The following is a 19,634-nucleotide window of genomic DNA, read 5'->3' as shown; positions in this document are numbered from 1 at the left end:
CTCAGGCGAATTCGTCGATCACCCGTCTCAATCGATCACAGTATTCGCCCAGCCGATCATCCGTTGCCGAGGCCACTCCCAAGAGCAATCCCGGACGCGAAACCGAGGCGTCGCTGTACCACGGCGTCAGGGGCGAGGGTGTCAAACCGAAACGCCTGGCCTCCAGTGCCACTCGAACATCCTGAGCCCCTTCGGGCAGGTCGAGGAGCATCGCCAATCCGGCCGCCCGGACAGGCAGCCCCCAGGGTTTCAACTGGGTGAACAGTGCGTCACGTCGTGTCGCATACACGCGCTTCATGCGCCGCAGGTGCCGCATGTAGTGCCCCTCTTTCATGAATTCTGCGATTGCATTCTGGACCGCCGGGCCCGGCGCCGGGGCGAGGCACGTGGCGGCATCCACAAACGCGGATACCAGCGCCACAGGCACCACGATGAACCCCAAACGCAATGTCGGACTCAGGGTCTTGCTGAACGAGCCGATGTGCAGCACGCGACCTTCACGGTCAAGCGAACTGAGCGCGGGCGCTGCTCGCCCGGCGAGCTGAAGTTCCCCCAGGTAATCATCTTCGATGATCCACGCACCCGATTGCGCGGCCCACTCCAGCAACAACAAGCGCCGAGTCAACGACAGCGTCGGGCCAAGCGGTGCCTGCTGACCGGGCGTCACAATGGCCAGGGCGGCATCGGGGGCCTGAGCGATGGCGTGTTGGATGTTCAAGCCATCGCCGTCAACGGGCACGGGTATCGGTCGCACTTGCGAGGTCTGGAGGGAAAGACGGGTCAGGGGAAATCCGGGGTCTTCCATCCACGCGGTTTTCCCCTCAAGGCGCAATACCCGCAAGGCCAACCCCAGCGCGCCGGTGAAGCCCGAGGTGATGATGATTTGCGATGGCAGGCATTCGATCGAGCGTGAGATGGCGAGATGAGCGGCTATTTCACGTCGCAATTCACTCTCCCCCCGGGGATCGGGATAACCCCGCGCCGTGACAACCTCCGCGCGCACGGCGTGGGCCCGGATTCTCGCAAACTGCTTCATGGGAAAACAGTCCAGAGCAGGGATTCCCATCTGGAAAACACCAGGACCTGAGGAAAAGTTTCTGTACATCTCAGGCAGTGCGCTTTCCTGCCCCACCGGTTCAGCCGCAGGCTTCGCGCTTCTGGGACGGGGCGCGACACGCGTCCCGCTGGTGCGCGACGATACGATGAGTTGTGCGTCCAGCAAACGCTCATAAGCGACGCGAACGGTGCCTCGGGCAACGCCCAACTGCGACGCCAGATCACGCCACGACGGTAGCCTGGCCCCAGGCACGAGAATGCCCGAGTCGATGGCGTTCGCGATGCCACTGCGTATTTGCTCGGCCAACGGGACCTTGATGTTTCGGTCCAGGCTTAGGTTCAGAAGAGTGTTCATGCCGCATGGTACAAAAAAAACAAAAGGAACTGGACCTTTTTGTTGCTCCTGTCTGGATGACATCCCTGCGGACGTATGGTGGCCTCATCAGCGCTTGCCGCTGCACTGGAGGAAGTGCGCAAGGCATGGCATTAACGGCTTTTCCCGTCAGCGGGAAACCGTAAGCAAGCGTCCGTGGTACAGAGGAAAAATCCATTTCAGGTTCTTATGTTTGAACTCCGTGAGGCCTATCGTGCCTTCAAAAGGAGGCGACCATGACGATCAATCACAAGACCTGGGCATTGGCGGCGTTGCTGTCACTGGCGGGTACTGTCAGTGCCCATGACGCTCAGAAAGCGGGGGACCAGGTGGTTCCCAACTTTGCACAGGCGATCCCCAACATTCCGGGCAAATCCCTGATTGCCGTTGAGGTGAACTACCCGCCCGGCGGCCAATCGCTACCCCACCATCATGCAAATTCGGCGTTTATTTATGCCTACGTCGTTTCCGGAAGCATCCGCAGCCAGGTCGAAGGGCACCCCGCGCGCATTTACAAGGCTGGCGAAAGCTTTGCGGAAGAGCCTGGCGCCCACCACCTGATGGGAGGGAATGCCAGCACGACCGAACCCGCCAAGCTCCTGGCCGTATTCGTCGTCGACAGCGACGATAAAAATCTGACCACTCCTGACAAATAGGAACCGTTACATGACTCAACGTATCGATTACATCAATGCGGCACCCGACGGCTACAAAGCACTGGGTGGCGTTTATGGCTACATCGCCAAATGTGGCCTGAGCGGCGTGCTGGTCGAGCTCGTCTTCTTGCGCATCTCACAAATCAACGGCTGCGCCTACTGCCTGGACCTGCACACCCGTGACCTGTCCAGCAAAGGCGTTGCGCCTGAAAAACTCGCATTGGTTCAAGTCTGGCGCGAAGCCGGCAAGGTGTTCGACGAACAGGAACAGGCCGCCCTCGCATGGGCCGAAACCGTCACGCGTGTCGCCGAAACCGCGATTCCGGATGAAGAGTTCACAGCCGTGTCTGCCGTGTTCAGTGAAAAACAGATCGTTGACCTGACGATTGCCATCGGCCTGATGAATACCTTCAACAGGATCGCGATCGGCTTTCGCCGCCCTCCGGAAGCCGCATTGAAATAAAACACGTCAGCGGCTTGAAGCTCAGGCCTACAGGCCTGAATGAAGCGCGCGGGGGCTTGCTGTGCCGTACCGAACACGGTGTCGGTAAAGCGGCCCCTTCTTGTCTTCCCCAGAAGGAAATCGTTGAGACATTTATGAAATGGCCCGACCCTTTGCAGTCCCGGTTGAGCGAAGCCTTGCCTGACGGGTACACCCTGGTGCAACTCTCTCGTTTGGACGTCCCGAAACTGGTCGAGAAGCTTCCGGAGTGGTATCCCAATATCAGCCACGGTGACGGCGCCCGGTTCACCAGGCCCAAATTTTATTTCGAGTCGGTATCGCTGAAATACGAGAGCTCTCGAGACACGATCATTTATGTAGGCCTCAAGGGCGTTGAGTTGGTCTCGATGGTTTGCCTGGAACGGGACTACGACACAAAGTCGCTTTATGGTCGCCTGGGCGTTGTAGCCCCTGAGCACAGGCGTTCGGGTCTGGGCGTGGTCGTCATGGACTTGATCGAAGCCTCGGCGCGTTTGCAGGGCCTGGCAAACATCTACACCTACGCAACGCTGCACAACAACACCGTCCAGAAACTGCTGGAAAAGGCAGGATATTCACCCGTCGGCATCGTCCCGGGACGAGACAGGGAATGCATCCCCGACAGGAACGAGGTCGTACGCGTCCCCGAAGTGCTCTACGTCAAAGCCCTGGCCCACCGCGAGCGCAGTCTGGAAGCTCACCCTGCCAACATGACACCGGCAGTGAAGCGCATCTGGCAGACAATCAAAAATGTCGATGTGTTGCGAACCTCTGTCGATTAGCCGCCCGCAAGAACGCTGTACCAGCGGGCGTCAACCCCATCGCTGACGCCCTGAATCCGCACTCAATTGGCGATCGCAATCGCCACCGGCATTGTCATTCGGAAGGACTCCGCTATGTCGCTCTATACGTTGTATCTGGCCACCGTCATCAATATCAACAAAGAACTGCCGGTCAAGGCAGGCCTGACGCTTGAAGAGTGTAGAGCAGCCGCCCTGCAGGCGCTTGGCGCAGAAAGCAACTACGCGAAGTGCCGCCCGACGCAACCGGAAAAACCTGTTGTGTTCGTCAAGCTGCCCAGCGGACTGATCGTGGAAGTGGAGCGCAAAAACGGCGGCTACCCACTTCCGCCGGGGCACACAGCAACTGACCAGGCGTTCATGACCACCGTGCTGGGCAAGGTATCGAGCGGCGTTCACAGCGCAGTTCATGGGCCTGCGCGAATGACAACGGGCCCCACGACAACGCCCCATATTGCTACCGACTAAGGGCTTTCGATCCGCGCAAGCGAGAAGATCCGCTCGCGAATCACGGAGGCGGCACCAATGGCAGCCCCATCGGCGCCCAGACGCGTCACCTCTAGCAATGGGACGTTGAAGCCGTGCAAGAGGTGCTGGGTGAGCAGGCTCTCGACCCGCGACGTGATGCGCGGGAAAAGGACACTCAACGGTCCGCCGAACACGATTTTTTCGGGGTTGAGCAGGTAAACGAGATTGGCCAATCCTGTTGCAAGGACTTCAGCCCACTGGTCCAGAACCCGTTCCAGCGATGGGGACGAATAGGCGTCCTCGTCGGCAAGCGCCATCAACCCGTCCTCCAGGGAACAATCAGACGGAAGAAAGGCGCTGAACCGCTCATGCCCTGCCAAACGCTCGAAGGACTGATCATCGCTGGCTGAAAGGCTTGCCCCCATCACCAGGTGTCCGAGCTCCCCTGCATAACCATGGCTGCCAGCAAATATCTGACCGCGCTGCACGATGGCGCCCCCCAACCCTTCAGTGAGCAGAATCAACACCATGTTTTGCGCGTCACGTTCCTGCAACGAACAGAGTTCGGCATTGGCAAACGCGTTCGCGTCATTGCAGATTGTCACCGGCCAAGGCAGATGAGGATGAGCGGACAACGTCGCTTGCAACGGGACATCGCGCCAATGAAGAAACGGCGCGACGACGACCCGCCCCTGCTGATCTACCAGACCGGGGATGGAAACGCAGACGCCCAGAATACGCTGAGGGCTGAGCCCCGAAGCCGCCAACAGACGCCAGGGTATCAGGGCAATTTCTTCTACCGCCCTGCCCACTTCCCGAAGATCGGGGCCGACGGGAATGGAGATCTTTTGCACGACGCCCATACTCAAATCGACCAGGACAGCGGTCAGTGCATGACTCGAAATGTCGATCCCCACCGAATAGGCACCTTGAGGATTGAGTGCCAACCCCGCTCCCGGACGCCCGGATCGCCCTGCACTCGAACGATCGATCGTCTCCAGGACGAGCCCCTTTTCCAGGAGTTCTTTCACTGTATTGCCGATGGTCGCGCGCGTCAGATCAAGCCTGCGCGCCATGTCCGCACGACTGAGCAGATCGCCCTTTTTGAGCAGTCGCAGACAGCGAACGGTGTTGATATGCCGGAGCAGCCCGGACGTCGTTCCCGAATTGAGGATGGGGTCGAATACCTCACGATGGGGTGCGTTGGCCGAGGGACTGTTCCCTAAGATGGGGAGCGGCATTGCGTCTGGCCTTGCGGCTTCACTCAACACATTTCTCGCCGCCTTTCGCGAGCGATACAAGTAGCTCTTGAGCGTCGCGACCGATAAAGGCAACCCATGCTCACTGAGCGCTTTGGCCACGTCAGCGATACGTGCCCCCGCCGAGAGTCTCTGCTCGATCTCTGGCAGCAGTGCACGCAGCCTGCCCGCCTTGGTTCCGTCCACCACTGCTTCGATCGCAGCGTGGAGCGATCTGTGCTTACCCATTCTGGTCGATCTCCAACGATCATTAATGCAGCCTTCATGCATCCCAATAGCCACCTGAATGCCCGCTTTTTTATTTATATCTGCCGACATTCAGGCCATTGACGCTTATTTCAGTTTGTTTAGATTAAATACAAACAGGAGGCATGTCAGCCTCGCCGTCAATGATCAGGAGCATCGCCATGAGCCGTAGCCTTGAACGCTATCGCTTCGCGCATCAGAACGCTCACCCCGGCGAACGACAGGTTGGCGAAGATGAAGGTCATACGTGCCCCCCTGAGCCTTCAAACATTCTCGTGATCGACATGGGCGGGACGCACATCAAGTTCGGCTGTGTTCGCGAAGGGAGGGTGCAGCGTTTCCAGCACCAAGTGCCGACACGATGCGTCAGAAACAGCAACCCGGTCGAATCCCTCGCGGTATTGACCCGACAGTTCATCGCCGAATCAGGCCTGACTCCAGACATCGTGGTCAGCACCGTTCCAGGTTTTTTAAGCGCCGATGGCGACCGGCTACTCAACGTGGCCAATATTCCGGAAATGAACGGCGTACACCTGAGAAGCGAGCTCTCTGCCCTATTGCAGATCCCCGTCATTCTGGAACGTGACGCCAATCTTGCGCTGATAGGCGAATCCGTGGCTGGCGCCGCGATGGGCACCAACAATGCGCTGGCGATTTTCTTTGGAACCGGCATAGGCGCGTCCCTGCTCATGGATGGCAAACCCTATCGGGGGAGCGGCTGGGCACTGGAGATTGGTCACGTGCCCGTTTTCGGAGGAAACATCGAGGCCCTCTCCCCTCTCAAGCATCCGTCCAGCGAGGACTACGCGTCCGGCCGTGCACTGCAAGCTATCGCGCAACGGTATCAGGTGCCTGTCGAGGCGCTTTTCGAAACGGACTCCAAGCCGACGCAACTGACCCGAGCCCTGGACGATTTTGTCCGTCATCAGGCGCTTGTCGTCAGCGCAGCCATGGCAACGCTCTCGCCCGAAACGGTCATTCTGGGTGGCGGGGTGCTAAGCATCGCAGGCTACCCCAGGGAACGCCTCAAGCAGCTCATCGCGGCCAACGCCCCTTGCACCAAGACCGGTGCCGCCCTGGATTTACGCTGGGCCGTGCTGGGCTGGTCGAGTGTCCTGCATGCGGCGCCCGCGATCGTCCGGGCGCATCGACACCCGCCCTACACCCGTTGATCAGCCCCTTCGTGGCACCTACTGAAAAGGAAGACCCCATGCTCAAAAACATCGACCCAATCCTTGGCCCGCAGTTGCTCTCCATACTTCGTTCAATGGGCCATGGCGAAGAGATCGCCATCGTCGACCGAAATTATCCGGCACTCAGCGCTGGACCCACGCTCATTCGCCACGACGGTTCGGATGGTCCACGCACGCTAGAGGCGGTGCTGTCGGTGCTGCCGCTGGATGACAGCGCGGACGCTGTAACCCGCATGGAGGTGCACGATGAACCTCATCACATCCTTCCGGTGATAGCCGACCTGATCGACGTCGCTGGCCGCCATGCGCCCGGCAGAGAGGTGGCGTCGTTGCAACCCTCGCCGTTCAAGACGCGCGCGTCCAACGCAGTGGCAATCATCGTCACCGGTGAGGAACGGGTTTACGGGAACATTTTGCTTCGCAAAGGAACCCTCGCGTCTGAGTAAGAACCGTCACTCCCGACAACCCGATTCTCGACATCGAGGAACAACGCTATGAACAGTGACACCACCCCCCCGTTTTCGCTGAAAGGCCAAACGGCCCTGATCACCGGCGCGACACGGGGTATCGGCTACGCCTGTGCCAAGGCCTTGGGTGACGCGGGAGCAAAGGTCGCCCTTGGCTGTAGAGACCTGGTGGCTGGCAAGCGCGCAGCGGAGCAACTTCAAAACGCGGGCATCGCTGCCATCGCTGTGCACATGGACATGCTCTCGACCGCCTCCATTACCCAGGCAATATCAGCGGTGGACACTGAGCTCGGCCCCTTGTCGATTCTCGTCAATAACGCAGGCCTGAGCCATCCCGCAGCAGCGATTGACGTCAGCGCTGTCGACTACGACGCGATGTTCGACCTCAACGTCAAAGGCGCTTTTTTTGCTGCGCAGGCCGCGGCTCGAAGCATGGCGACGCGGGGGCACGGGAGCATCGTCAATATCGCCTCACAAGCGGGGTTGGTCGCACTCCAGGGCGAACCGATCTATTGCATGACCAAGGCCGCGATGATCCACATGACGCAATGCCTGGCCGTCGAGTGGGCCGATCTGGGCATCCGCGTAAACGCCGTGGCCCCGACGTTCGTTCGCACCGACAGCACCCGAAGCTGGCTGGAGGACGATGCGTCGCTCAAATCGCTGCTCGCGCGCATCCCGCTCAACAAAATCGGTGAGCCGGAGAACGTCGCAGAACCTGTCGTTTTTCTGGCCTCGCCAGCCGCCCAGATGATCACCGGCGCGACGCTGAAAATCGACGGCGGATGGACAGCGGTGTAACCGCTCCTTTTTTCTCAACACCTGTTTATTTTGGATGGACCATGAACGTAAAAGATGACCGTCGCCTCAAGGTCGGCGTGCTCGGCTGCGGCCCGATCGCCCAGTTCGCTCATTTCGATTCCTGCATCAAAGCGCGCAACGCCGAGCTCCATGCCATCTGCGATGTGGCGAGTGATCTGGTCAATCGCATGGGCGCGACCTACGGCCCCACCCGAACATTCCTCGATTATGATCGGATGCTGGCCGACCCTGAACTGGACGCTGTGATCATCGCCACCTCCGATGCGTTCCATGTCGAGGCCTCACGCCGAGCGTTGGCGGCAGGCAAGCACGTGCTCTGTGAAAAGCCGCTGGGTGTTAGCGTCGAAGAAGTAGAGGATCTGGCGGCCACGGTGCGCGATTCCGGCAAAATCCTGCAAGTCGGTCATATGAAGCGTTTCGACATCGGTCTGGAACGCGCCAGAGACTTCGTGCGCGACGAGATGGGACAGATACTGGCGCTCAAGGCGTGGTACTGCGACTCAACCCACCGCTATACCGTCACTGACGCTGTGCAGCCGATGCCGATCTTCAGCAAAGAAGCCCTCAAGCCCGCCGGTAATCCCAAGGCGGATCTGCGGCAGTACTACATGCTCGCCCACGGCAGTCACTTGTTCGACACCGCCCGTTTCTTGTGTGGTGACATTGTTGAAGTCAGCGCACGCCTGACCGAAAAATTCGGCGCCTATTCCTGGTTCATCGATGTCGAATTCGCCAATGGCGCTGCGGGACATCTGGACCTGACCGTCGCGGTGCGCATGGACTGGCATGAAGGCCTGCAACTGTACGGCGAACACGGCAGCGTCATCGCCAAGACCTATAACCCGTGGTACTTCAAATCGTCCGAAGTGGACATCTTCTCAGAGCGCGACGCGACCTGGCACCGCCCGTTGGCAGCCGATGGCCATTTCTATCGCCGACAACTGGAAGGCTTCGCCGACACGCTCCTCGATGGGGCTCCGATGCGAGGCGCCGATATCGACGACGGCATCGCGTCCGTTCGGGCGATGATTGCCACCGCTCGATCGGTGGCCAGCGGCAAGCCTGTCAGACTGGCTGATGTCGAGGGCAGACTGTGATGACGCCGGGCGTTTTTGCACGCACCTATTCGGCTAAATACCCAGGCAGCTTGTTTTCGAAAATTCGCGCAGATGGCTTCGGTGCCACGCAATTCAATCTGTCGTGCGCGGGCTTGGCGTCCTTGCCAAGGGAGCTTCCTGATGGCATTGCTGCAAGCATCGCGCAGGGCGCGCGCGAAGCAGGTATCTCGATCTGTGCCCTGTCAGGCACCTACAACATGGCGCATCCTGACCCGGTGTACCGGCGCAGCTTGCGCCTGGGGTTCGCAAATGTCATGCGGGCTGCCCGGGAAATGGGGGTGCCATTGGTGACGCTCTGCACAGGTTCGCGGGAGCTGTCGGACATGTGGCGTGCCCACCCGGACAATGCCTCAAGGCAGGCCTGGTATGACCTGCGTGATGAGTTGGCTTTCGCATTGGCTCTGGCCGACGAATTCGACCTGACCCTCGGGATCGAACCTGAACCCGGCAACGTCATTTGTGATGCCGCTGCCGCTCGAAAGGTCCTTGATGAAGTGAGGTCCCCTCGTCTGGGCATCGTGCTGGACGCTGCGAATCTTTTGCCGCCATCTGCGCAATCCCGACAGCAGGAGATCGTCGCACACGCCACCGACTCGCTGGGCGAGCATCTTCTTCTGGTTCACGCCAAGGATATCGACAGCCACGGAATCGTGGTCCCCGCCGGCAAGGGCGCGGTTGACCTGCCGCAATTCGTCGCCCGCGTGCGTGCCACCGGCTATGACGGGCCACTGGTCGGCCATAATTTCGAAGAGGTTGATGCCCCTGGAGTCGCGGACTATCTGCAACGCATCATCCGGAGGGAAGCCCATGAGCCTGCATGACTTCCAGACAGCCGATGGCTGTCGACTCGCCTATACCGATCAGGGATCCGGGCTGACCGTATTGTGGCAACACGGCCTCGGCGCCGATCACAACCAACCGGCCGAAGTGTTCCCGAGCACCGAAGGCATCCGACGCATCACGCTTGAGTGCCGTGGCCATGGTGCTTCTGAATTGGGAGACATCCACGCGATCAGCATCGCTCAATTCGCCGACGATGCGATTGCCTTGCTCGATCATCTTGGAATCGAGCGAGCCGTGTTTGGGGGAATATCGCTCGGAGCCGCTGTGGCTCTGCGCCTCGCGGTTAAGCAGCCTCAACGGACAGTAGCGCTCATCCTGGCCCGTCCGGCGTGGATCGCGGAAAACGCCCCCCACGGAATGAAAATCTATCGGGAGGTGGCTCGGCTGCTGCACCAGTTCGGGCCGCAACACGGAGCGCTCCGATTCGAAGCGTCCCCCCTTCTGCATGAGATAGCGCACATCTCGCCCGACAACGCTGCCTCCCTGCGGAGCTTTTTCACTCGCGATCCGATCAGTACAGTCCCTCTTCTCGATCTCATTCCTGATGATGGACCCGGCGTTTTCAGGTCAGCGATACAGGCGCTGACGTGCCCCACTCAGATCATTGCGAATCGGCAGGACTTCATCCATTCCATGGATACCGCCGAAACACTCGCAGGCCTGATCAGCCAGTCCCGGCTGAGCGTGATCACCTCGAAGACGCTGAGTCGTGAACAGTATCTCCAAGGGTTTCGAGAGGTCCTGAATGATTTTCTGACCACAACACTCTTCGCTGGCTAATATTCACACGCCCTCCGCACGGTGATCCATAACGTTACGGACATGGATAGCACCTGTTTATTCATTACCCACTTCAAAATCGCAGGAGGACACTACAGCGCAGGCTTTTGTCACTTGAAACAGGACGGCTATACACAGCTTCGGGCCTTGCAAAGTGACTCCAGCCTTGCCGCTGCTCACAAAAATAAAGGTAAACCCCATGAACGCAACGCCTCCCTTGAGCGCTTCTCCCCCTCTCGACATTCAGGCGCTCATCGATAACAACCCAGTCTCACTCTATCAATGGCGCATCGTGGCTCTCTGCTTCTTGATCGTGTTTCTGGATGGACTGGATACCGCGGCGATGGGGTTCATCGCCCCCGCACTGAGCCAGGATTGGGGTATCGATCGGGCAAGCCTGGGCCCGGTGATGAGTGCCGCGCTGATCGGAATGGTCTTCGGCGCATTGACGTCCGGCCCTCTGGCAGACCGTATCGGTCGTCGTTGGGTGCTGATCATTGCGGTCACCCTGTTCGGCGTGTTCAGCTTGTTGTCGGCCTATAGCAGCAATGTCCAACAGCTGTTGATCCTGAGATTGCTGACGGGTACCGGTCTCGGCGCAGCGATGCCGAACGCCACTACCCTGTTGTCCGAGTACACCCCGGCGCGTCTCAAATCCCTTCTGGTCACCTGCATGTTCTGTGGCTTCAACCTCGGGATGGCCTGCGGCGGTTTCATCTCCGCCAAACTCATTCCCCTGCTCGGATGGCACAGCTTGCTGGTACTCGGCGGAGCCCTGCCACTTGCACTGGCCGCGCTACTGCTGGGATGGCTGCCCGAGTCAGCCCGCTTTCTGGTCGTGCGCAGGCGACCTGTCGAGGTCATCCGCAGAACCGTGAAGCCTATTGCGCCAGCGCAGGTGGAACTCGCCAGCGGTTTCACCACACCCGAACAGAGCGCGCTCAAGACCCGAAGCGGATTCAAGGTCGTGTTTGGCGGTGTGTACAGCACGGGCACGTTGCTGCTTTGGCTCACCTATTTCATGGGACTGGTAATCGTCTATCTGCTGACAAGCTGGCTGCCCACGTTGATGCGCGACAGCGGAATGAGCGTCGAGCAGTCGGCTTACATCGGGGCTATTTTTCAATTCGGCGGTGTCTTGAGTGCTGTGGCCGTTGGCTGGGCAATGGACCGTTTCCGGCCGCATTGGGTGATCGGCGGCGCGTATCTTCTCGCCGGCATTTTCACCTGGATGGTCGGCCAGAGCCTGAATCACGTTTCACTGCTCGCGATACTGGTCCTGCTGGCGGGCATGTGCATCAATGGCGCCCAGTCTGCCATGCCGTCCCTGGCGGCACGCTTCTATCCCACACAAGGCCGTGCGACGGGGGTTTCGTGGATGTTGGGAATAGGCCGCTTCGGGGCGATTCTGGGCGCTTGGGCAGGGGCGACTTTGCTCGGCCTGGGATGGAATTTCGAGCAGGTGCTGACCGCACTCGTAGTCCCCGCCGGCATCGCCGCTGTCGCCGTTCTGGTGAAGGGACTCGTCAGTCATGCGGATGCGACCTGAGTCGCGGGCTGAAATCGATTGGGCCTAGACTCGAACAGCCACGAACGCAGTACTGCACCAGGCAGGTACAAAAAAGCGCGCTTCACGTCCAGTACGCGTTGCGCGCTTTGTGCTTATGCGGACTGGTTCACCTGTTGCTAGCGCTTACCCTATCAACATTCAAAGCCAGGCAGCCTGAGCGCTCTCCTCACAAGCACACCTAGGAGGCTGTAGATCCGTAGTCGGTTGAAAGTGAGGTTGGAGTTGATGACCAGATCAAGTCATCTGAATAACAGTCTGCAAAATGGTGCTCTCTGTCGAGATGGTCTTGGCATTTGCTTGGTAGTTACTTTGCGCCTTGATCAGCTCTACCAGTTCCGCCGTCAGGTCAACATTGGACTCCTCAAGCGCGGAACCGGTAATGCTGCCTAGCGTCCCGGACTGAGGTGTACCGGTGACAGGAATCCCCGAAGCATAGGTTTCCCGCCACATGGTCCCACCTGCGGGAGCCAATCCCTGAACGTTTGCAAAGGTTGATAAAGACACCTGCCCAATGACTCTTGACTCACCATTGGTGTAAGTGGCGAACATAGTCCCTGTGGCATCAACGTTCATGGCGCTGATCTGACCTGTGTAATTACCATCCTGATGCTGCGCAATAGGCCCTGCAACGGCGTTGGTTTGAGTAGTAGCGAGCATGTCCAATTTCATACCACCCGTTACTGAAGATGCCCCGTTGGCAGACCAAGTGGTGGTTGTCCCGACCGTCTTGCTTTGACCGGGGACCCAGTTCTTGATCGTAAACGTACCGTCCGTGTTGACCGCGATGTTGGCGGTAGAGGTCGGCGCCGGACTCGTGATCAATGTGCCAGAGGCATCGAATGTAAACTGAGTTTCGTCGGGCACCGGCGGTGTTGCCGCAGGATCAGCGATACTGCGCCCGTCGATCAAACTATACATAGTCCAAGCATTGTCGCCATTTTTGCGGAAATATTGATTGAGCTGATGCTCATTACCTTGGCTATCGTAAATCTTCGTATTGATAAGCGTGGTGTAGGTACTTGTATCCTTAGGGTCGAACGCCGCACCGGTCACAATGGGCTTGCTCGAATCCAGATTCGATTGAAGAGTGATAGCACTGGTGGCTTTGGGGGGCATATTTGACATATCAACGCGAAGGTTCGACAGCACCCCGGTTTTCACGTTGCCGTTAGCATCAACGCCGTACCCCTGCAGGTTGTTGCCGTTGGTATCGATGATGTTGCCCGCTGTATCGGTGTGAAAATTGCCGGCCCGGGTATACAGCTTTTCACCGTTGTTACTGACCATAAAGAAGCCATTGCCGTTGATTGCCAGATCGAGGTCACGACCTGTGCCTGTGTTTAAGGCCCCCTGAGTGAAGTTCTGACTGATCGCAGAAGTAGTAACACCAGTGCCTATATTCGTGCCGCCCGATGTACCCCGGATCGACTGCGCATATTGGTCGGCAAATTCTGCACGGGAGGATTTGAATCCTACCGTCGCGACGTTAGCAATGTTGTTACCGGTTACTTGCAAACTTTTATTGGCGGCAGACAGCCCGCTCAGGCCTACATTGAAAGACATTTCTCACCTCGGCTCAGCCGTATAGACTACAAAGTTATCTTCTGGATTTTGGAGAGGCCAACGTTTGTGCCGTCAGCCAGGTTCAACGTCATTGGCGAACTTGCCGTCCCCATCGCCACGCTGGTGATCTTGTCAGGAAGAAAGGTTTTCAACGTCGTACTTTTCCCTTCAATACTGCCCGTCGCGACGAAACTGAATTTTCCGGAATCCAGGGTGTTACCCGCCTCGTCTTTGCCATCCCAGGTAAAACTGGTTTCACCCGCTTTTTTCTCGCCCAAGTCTAATGTCCGTACTAATGCACCCTTTGCGTCATATACCTTGACGGTGGTCAACGTGCTAAGAGAAGGCAAATTGACCGCTCCCGAGACACCCTTCCCGCTGTCGGCATATGTTGAACCGCTGTCCACAATGACTGTGCGCCCCACGAGCGATGCCGCCTGGAGCGCTTGGGAATTTTGGTACATCCCGCCGATGGCATCTACCGACGTGCTCAGGTTTTGCATTGTTTCCAAGCCGCTGAACTGAGCCAGCTGCGCCACAAACTGGCTGTTGTCCTGAGGATCTAGAGGGTTTTGATTCTGCATTTGAGTAACCAGCAGCTTTAGAAAAGCATCTTTTCCCAGGGAACTGGCTCCCGTGGTTGTATCCCCTGTTTTCCCCGAAGTTGGCTTCTGTAACGCGTTAATATAGTCAGCAGAGGAGGTGTTACCTACCGATGTCGTCATAGTCAAGAGCTCTGTGGGCTAAGATTGATTACAGCGTTCTGAGTACTTCAAGCGCGACGCGCTTAGCGACCCTTGAAGTGGAAACCAGCCAGTCGTCAAAGACAAACCATTGATAAAGCACAGCGCACTTTCGTTGATCTACACCGCCGAATTACGACGAAGCCAGCAGGATCATCTCGAACTCGAGACACGTTTCTAACGCACATACGAAACGGAAGTGAACTTGGGAGCACAGGCAGCTCTTATTGAGAGCCTATCGCCAGCACTGTCGCAGCACGCACTCAAAGAATGCAAATAGCGTGTTATTACGCGCTACACGTTGCACCGAGGCGACCCAGTAAAACAGCACCAGTTTTTGAATAAATCTCTGTACCACGCCCTCAGAGCCGATGAGCCCGATTCCCTTGCACCCGAGAAATCCTATAATCACGCTTTCCGCAAGATTGGCCTCCTGCATAAACAGTCCAATGTATTTTGTAATTTTGCTCTTCACGCTTAGCGCACTCAAGCCCAGAGGAATCGGCCGTTTAAGATCCGTCGACTCACTGCGTCATATTTTTATGCAGACAGCCGTTGAATACCCTGTGTCTGCTTCAGGAATTGCAAATAACCCTTAAGAAAAATAGAAAACAAGTGTCCTATTTTATCTTTTTCATAATCGACATATTCGATTATGCCCGTTCACATTGCTCACTCCCGGCGATCAGCCTACGAATGGCTCGAATACCTATCGGCTTTACTATTTCGCTTGAAAAATTTGATTTGATGACAGGGCGGGTGATTGACGACCTGGCGATACTCGACGTTAACGTCGAGTGTCTTTTACGGATCTGGGAAAGTCGCTCAGGCCACGCACCCTTAGCCATTCGGTTATGACTGCCGTCGTTTTTTTCAGTTTTACCGAAGGTAATCGCGCGTAATACTGAGCCCCTTCACCCTGCGAAAAGGGTGCAGGTGTAACCCTGTAATGACTAAAAGGAGTCCTACATGCCAAACGGCCGAGAATGCCGCGTTGCCGGTCGCTATCGTGATGGGTACCACAAAGCAATTACCCCCGATTACCCCTCAAGTCTGCATTTCCCGCACCTAGCACAGGACAGCATCACGCAATCGGTACCTGGACCCGCTGGGCTGTATTTTTCACGCCTGAAACTCGATCACCATCTGTTGCTGAACCTCTATAAAGGCGGTCTCCCATTCAGTGGTCAGATCATCCGAGGGCCCGGTCCGGAAGAAACGGTATGCCTCGGTTTCAGAATGTCCGGGAGTAATGTGTGAACAAACAGGACAATCGACTCTTTGATCGCTATTTCACTCAAGATGCGATGCGGACGATCTTTTCCGATCAAGGTCGGTTACAAGGCATGCTTGATTTCGAAGCTGCGCTGGCGCGCGCGCAGGCAAAGATCGGTGTGATTCCGGCGGAAGTCGTCGACGATATCGCCCAAGCCTGCGATGCGACACTTTATGACTTCGATGCACTGGCGGCAGCCATTGGCGATGCCGGAAACTCAGCAATACCGCTGATCAAGGCGCTGGGCATGCAAATCGCCCGGCACAACCCGACAGCCGAGCGCTATGTGCACATGGGCGCCACCAGCCAGGACGTCATGGACAGCGGCCTGGTGTTGCAGTTGCGCCAAGCCGTCACGTTACTGGAGCGTGATCTGCAAACCCTCGCCGAACACATGGCGCAGCAGGCGCAACGTCACGCCAGCGTCCCCATGCCGGGACGTACCTGGCTGCAACAGGCCACGCCGATTACCCTGGGTGCCAAAATCGCAGGATGGCTGGGTGCGGTGAATCGGCACAGGCGAAGACTGGAGGAGATCAAGCCCCGCCTCTTATGCCTGCAGTTCGGCGGCGCCTCGGGAACTCTGGCGGCACTAGGGGACGCTGCCTTTCCCGTGGCCGAAGCATTGGCGTGTGACCTCGACCTCGCGTTACCCGATCAGCCGTGGCACACCCAGCGCGATCGATTGGTGGAGTTCGCCAGTCTGATGGGCCTGGTCGCTGGCTCACTGGGCAAGCTGGGGCGCGATATCAGCCTGTTGATGCAGACCGAGACCGGCGAAGTTTTCGAACCCTCAGCCGCTGGCAAGGGCGGATCGTCGACCATGCCTCACAAGCGTAACCCGGTGGGCGCGGCCGTCATGATTTCAGCGACCACAAGGGCCCCCGGTCTCGTGGCGACGATGCTCAGCGCCATGCCTCAGGAGCATGAGCGCAGTCTCGGTTTGTGGCACGCTGAATGGGAAACACTCCCCGAGCTCTGCTGTCTGGTATCAGGCGCCTTGAAACACGCATTGCTCGTGGTTCCGGGGCTTGAAGTGGATACCGCACGCATGCTGAGCAATCTGGACGTGACACGAGGGCTGGTACTGGCCGAAGCCGTGAGTATCGCACTGGCACAACGCATCGGCCGCGATGCCGCGCACCAACTGATCGAGCGGTGCTGCCATCGCGCAGTGGCGCAAGGCTGTCATTTGCGCGAAAGCCTGAATGCCGAGTCTGAAGTGACGACGCAACTGTCGCCCCAGATGCTGGATGACCTGCTCGATCCGGCAAAGTACTTAGGCCAATCCTGGCGCTGGGTCGAGCGCGCCATCGCCGAACATCATGCGTTCAATCACCGCCCACACTCATCAGAGGACTCGTAAATGAACGAAAAACAACGCTATGACGAAGGCATGAGCGTCCGCCGCGCCGTGCTGGGCGATGCCCATGTGGATCGCAGCCTGGAAAAACTGACGCCGTTCAATGGCGAGTTTCAAGAAATGATCACCCGTCATGCCTGGGGTGACATCTGGACCCGTCCGGGGCTATCGCGGCATACACGCAGCTTGATCACTATCGCGATGCTCATCGGTATGAACCGCGAAGGTGAGCTACGCCTTCATTTGCGCGCCGCCAGAAACAACGGCGTCACCCGCGACGAAATCAAGGAAGTCCTGATGCAAAGTGCCATCTACTGCGGCATTCCAGCAGCGAACGCCTCCTTTCACCTTGCCGAATCAGTCTGGGAGGAAATGGGCGACGAGCCAATTCAATCTGATCGGCGATGAAGTGTTCATGATCCGTGTCAGTCGATGCGTTCAATCGGTGAACTGCGTCATTGGCCGGTCTATACACCCGGCAGTGCGCGCAATGGCAAGTTATCAAGATGACGGGCAACAGCGCCCTGCCCCCTTCAAACAGCCGAGCCCCCTTGTTTATACCAATTTAAATATTAATAAGTAGACCATTACCGCGCTCACTAAAAGCCCACCGTTCTTTATATAAAAACCTGAAAACCGTGGAACTGAACACCTATCAAAACCACGTATTAGCACCCAGGATATTAAAAGCACGATGTTTATCTAGCCGCCTCTAATAGCGGCTGCAACGAGACATAACATTCCTCGCTTTATTCCGGGGCCGATGCCTTCAGGGTCTATGAAGCGCCGAGACGGAAGCCAGGCTTAAACCTTCCGCCTCGATCCCCCCTACACGATGGCCCTTAACGAATGTGGAGATTTTATGAGCGTAGTCATTAACGGTTCCAGTCCTGCTTACAGCACCTTTGAAGTAAAACAAGCAAGCCCTGCTCTCAGCGGCCTAGCCGTTCCCAAAAATGATCCCAAGAACCTCGCCTCTGCCGAAATTGCTATGGATCTGATCAAAGACGGGCACCTGAATCAGGACTCGCCGTTGGGCCAGATGGTGGGCAAACAAATGGACAAGACACACCCCTTCAGCTCAATGGAGGCATCGGCCAAACCCGGTCAAGTCAAGTCGGCGCTGGATCAGGTCATCAAAGATAAACTGGGTGACTTTGGCTTGCTGCCTCAGGGTGGCAAGTCTGCGAGCGCAGCCGACTACAAATCCGTCATGTTGAGCGGATTGGGCAGGGCCTCTCTGGATAACTTGCTCACCAAGCAGGGCGAGGGAACGGCATTTTCCTCAAATGACATGCCGCTTTTGAGCAAAGTCGCCACGTTCATGGATCAAAACCCCAGCAAATTTCCAGCGCCGGACTCAGGATCGTGGAAGAACGAGCTCAAGGAAGATAACTATCTGGACGCCAAAGAAACGGGCGCATTCCGTGGGGCGGTGGATATGCTCGGCAGCGAATTGCAGAACAGACCGGTCAATGCCGACGCTGCCAAAGCTGGCCTGCAGGAGGCCGCGCTCAATATCGCGTCTTTGGTCAAGAGCACTCAGAAACCAAACCTGTCCGAAGCTGCCCAGAACGGGTCCGAAACGGTCCTCAACGCTGCCTCCAAGAAAAACGGGACCGACGCTTTGCATAAAATCATGGGTGAGCTCAACAACATTGGTCACGCATTAACCGCGCAACTGTCAGGCCAAAAACTCGCCGACGCGACGCAGAACCTGGCCTCCCTCGCCAAAGCACCGAGCGGTGTACCCACAGAAACTCCTCTGAAGAAGCTGGCCGATATGCTGAGTGGGGCGCTGCAGCAAGGACCCAAGTCCGGGCAAGCAGGCACGAGCGGCCTGGCTCAAAACGCCGGTCCATCCAACCCACCGGTTTTGCAGCACGCATTAAATAACAGCCTGACCGCTGCGGCCGCTTCGATCGTTGCCGCGTTGGTAAACGGAGGGACCGGCATTTCCTGAACCCTTCCTGGTTACGCACCTGACGCCAGAGCCGCTCTTGAACACCACCGACTCACCTGACTGCGCAACGCCATGGCACGCAAAATAGGTGACAAACGGTTATGGAAAGAAGCGGCTCTGCGCACTGCACTCGGCGACGTTTATTTAATTCGTCCCGCCGCCGACGATGTTCTTCCAACGAACACTTGGCTGTCGGCAGCGGCGGTTATTTCACCCACATTTCTACGACGTGAGCACCGTACTGGGACTTCCACTGTTTAAGAACTCGGTGATTACCCCCTTTCGATTGGACAATTTGTTGGTTATAAGGGTTTTGATAGACCTTCATCACCCGAGCACGCCGCTTTCCTTTAGTCTGGGTATCGATACCGTCGCTTTTATCCTGCAGGTTGAACATCGCTACAACATCCCGCACATCCTTGCCGTATTCGAACAGCAACGCCTTAAGTTTCGTTTCGAATTCCAGTTCCTTTTGAAACTCAGCATCCGTTCTTAAGACTTCCAGAGTTTCAAGTTGAGCGGCGAGCGACTGTTCGAGCAGACGGAACTCTGTGAGTTTTGACATGTGTACTCCTATCAATATCGAAGATTGTC

The 19,634-nt window shown here is 57.5% G+C and carries 19 protein-coding genes; 14 read left to right on the top strand and 5 right to left on the bottom strand.

All coding sequences use genetic code 11. From position 1 onward, the window contains the following. Window position 1: 1 nt before the first annotated feature. Window positions 2-1,411: a PLP-dependent aminotransferase family protein gene (locus tag AAEO81_RS11700; protein ID WP_341963774.1), complete on the bottom strand. Its 1,410-nt coding sequence runs from the start codon at window positions 1,409-1,411 to the stop codon at window positions 2-4. A 254-nt stretch (window positions 1,412-1,665) separates the two neighbouring features. Here AAEO81_RS11700 and AAEO81_RS11695 point away from each other — a divergent pair, with 254 nt between their 5' ends. From AAEO81_RS11695 to AAEO81_RS11680, 4 genes are all read left to right on the top strand, one after another. After that, window positions 1,666-2,085 carry a cupin domain-containing protein gene (locus AAEO81_RS11695; RefSeq protein ID WP_341963773.1) on the top strand — a complete coding sequence of 140 codons (420 nt, stop codon included), beginning with the start codon at window positions 1,666-1,668 and terminating at the stop codon, window positions 2,083-2,085. 10 nt (window positions 2,086-2,095) lie between these two features. Next, window positions 2,096-2,548, top strand: a complete 453-nt coding sequence (locus AAEO81_RS11690; protein WP_166595009.1) for a carboxymuconolactone decarboxylase family protein — start codon at window positions 2,096-2,098, stop codon at window positions 2,546-2,548. A 134-nt stretch (window positions 2,549-2,682) separates the two neighbouring features. After that, entirely contained in the window at window positions 2,683-3,348 is a 666-nt protein-coding gene (locus tag AAEO81_RS11685; protein ID WP_341963772.1) for a GNAT family N-acetyltransferase, read from the top strand. 114 nt (window positions 3,349-3,462) lie between these two features. Continuing rightward, on the top strand, window positions 3,463-3,834 hold the full coding sequence (locus AAEO81_RS11680) for a hypothetical protein (RefSeq protein ID WP_341963771.1): 372 nt from the start codon (window positions 3,463-3,465) through the stop codon (window positions 3,832-3,834). Here the strand turns inward: AAEO81_RS11680 and AAEO81_RS11675 are convergent. Further along, window positions 3,831-5,321 carry an ROK family transcriptional regulator gene (locus AAEO81_RS11675; protein WP_341963770.1) on the bottom strand — a complete coding sequence of 497 codons (1,491 nt, stop codon included), beginning with the start codon at window positions 5,319-5,321 and terminating at the stop codon, window positions 3,831-3,833. The genes AAEO81_RS11680 and AAEO81_RS11675 overlap by 4 nt on opposite strands. Before the next feature lie 179 nt (window positions 5,322-5,500). Here AAEO81_RS11675 and AAEO81_RS11670 point away from each other — a divergent pair, with 179 nt between their 5' ends. The 7 genes from AAEO81_RS11670 to AAEO81_RS11640 all read left to right on the top strand — a co-directional run bounded on the left by AAEO81_RS11670 (window position 5,501) and on the right by AAEO81_RS11640 (window position 12,111). Next, window positions 5,501-6,511 carry an ROK family protein gene (locus tag AAEO81_RS11670; protein WP_341963769.1) on the top strand — a complete coding sequence of 337 codons (1,011 nt, stop codon included), beginning with the start codon at window positions 5,501-5,503 and terminating at the stop codon, window positions 6,509-6,511. Between the two features lie 38 nt (window positions 6,512-6,549). After that, on the top strand, window positions 6,550-6,978 hold the full coding sequence (locus AAEO81_RS11665) for an RbsD/FucU domain-containing protein (RefSeq protein WP_341963768.1): 429 nt from the start codon (window positions 6,550-6,552) through the stop codon (window positions 6,976-6,978). Between the two features lie 48 nt (window positions 6,979-7,026). Further along, on the top strand, window positions 7,027-7,800 hold the full coding sequence (locus tag AAEO81_RS11660; RefSeq protein WP_341963767.1) for an SDR family oxidoreductase: 774 nt from the start codon (window positions 7,027-7,029) through the stop codon (window positions 7,798-7,800). A gap of 41 nt (window positions 7,801-7,841) precedes the next feature. Beyond that, entirely contained in the window at window positions 7,842-8,918 is a 1,077-nt protein-coding gene (locus tag AAEO81_RS11655) for a Gfo/Idh/MocA family oxidoreductase (protein ID WP_341963766.1), read from the top strand. Further along, entirely contained in the window at window positions 8,918-9,760 is an 843-nt protein-coding gene (locus AAEO81_RS11650) for a sugar phosphate isomerase/epimerase (RefSeq protein ID WP_341963765.1), read from the top strand. Before AAEO81_RS11655 ends, AAEO81_RS11650 begins: the two co-directional genes overlap by 1 nt. Continuing rightward, complete coding sequence (locus tag AAEO81_RS11645) at window positions 9,747-10,562, top strand: alpha/beta hydrolase (RefSeq protein ID WP_341963764.1); 816 nt, start codon at window positions 9,747-9,749, stop codon at window positions 10,560-10,562. Before AAEO81_RS11650 ends, AAEO81_RS11645 begins: the two co-directional genes overlap by 14 nt. Window positions 10,563-10,761: 199 nt before the next feature. Beyond that, a complete protein-coding gene (locus AAEO81_RS11640) occupies window positions 10,762-12,111 on the top strand; it encodes an MFS transporter (RefSeq protein ID WP_341964522.1) in 1,350 nt (449 codons plus the stop codon). A 255-nt stretch (window positions 12,112-12,366) separates the two neighbouring features. Here AAEO81_RS11640 and flgE read toward each other — a convergent pair whose 3' ends face one another. Continuing rightward, window positions 12,367-13,695, bottom strand: a complete 1,329-nt coding sequence (gene flgE / locus AAEO81_RS11635) for a flagellar hook protein FlgE (RefSeq protein ID WP_166594999.1) — start codon at window positions 13,693-13,695, stop codon at window positions 12,367-12,369. Between the two features lie 26 nt (window positions 13,696-13,721). Then, window positions 13,722-14,426 carry a flagellar hook assembly protein FlgD gene (locus AAEO81_RS11630; RefSeq protein ID WP_341963763.1) on the bottom strand — a complete coding sequence of 235 codons (705 nt, stop codon included), beginning with the start codon at window positions 14,424-14,426 and terminating at the stop codon, window positions 13,722-13,724. 1,268 nt (window positions 14,427-15,694) lie between these two features. Here AAEO81_RS11630 and AAEO81_RS11625 point away from each other — a divergent pair. The 3 genes from AAEO81_RS11625 to AAEO81_RS11615 all read left to right on the top strand — a co-directional run bounded on the left by AAEO81_RS11625 (window position 15,695) and on the right by AAEO81_RS11615 (window position 19,040). Beyond that, entirely contained in the window at window positions 15,695-17,080 is a 1,386-nt protein-coding gene (locus AAEO81_RS11625) for a 3-carboxy-cis,cis-muconate cycloisomerase (RefSeq protein WP_341963762.1), read from the top strand. Then, window positions 17,081-17,485 (top strand): 4-carboxymuconolactone decarboxylase, encoded by a 405-nt coding sequence (gene pcaC, locus AAEO81_RS11620; RefSeq protein WP_341963761.1) that lies wholly within the window; start codon window positions 17,081-17,083, stop codon window positions 17,483-17,485. A gap of 454 nt (window positions 17,486-17,939) precedes the next feature. Then, window positions 17,940-19,040: a hypothetical protein gene (locus tag AAEO81_RS11615; protein WP_341963760.1), complete on the top strand. Its 1,101-nt coding sequence runs from the start codon at window positions 17,940-17,942 to the stop codon at window positions 19,038-19,040. Window positions 19,041-19,245: 205 nt separating this feature from the next. On the opposite strand, the gene AAEO81_RS11610 is transcribed toward AAEO81_RS11615, so the two are convergent. Further along, complete coding sequence (locus AAEO81_RS11610; protein WP_341963759.1) at window positions 19,246-19,605, bottom strand: histone-like nucleoid-structuring protein, MvaT/MvaU family; 360 nt, start codon at window positions 19,603-19,605, stop codon at window positions 19,246-19,248. Window positions 19,606-19,634: the final 29 nt, after the last annotated feature.

Origin of the sequence: Pseudomonas sp. RC10 (assembly GCF_038397775.1) — a bacterium.
Lineage (GTDB): Bacteria > Pseudomonadota > Gammaproteobacteria > Pseudomonadales > Pseudomonadaceae > Aquipseudomonas > Aquipseudomonas bambusae.
The sequence above is the reverse complement of the archived record's forward strand: the minus strand, read 5'-3'. Positions and strand labels throughout refer to the sequence as shown.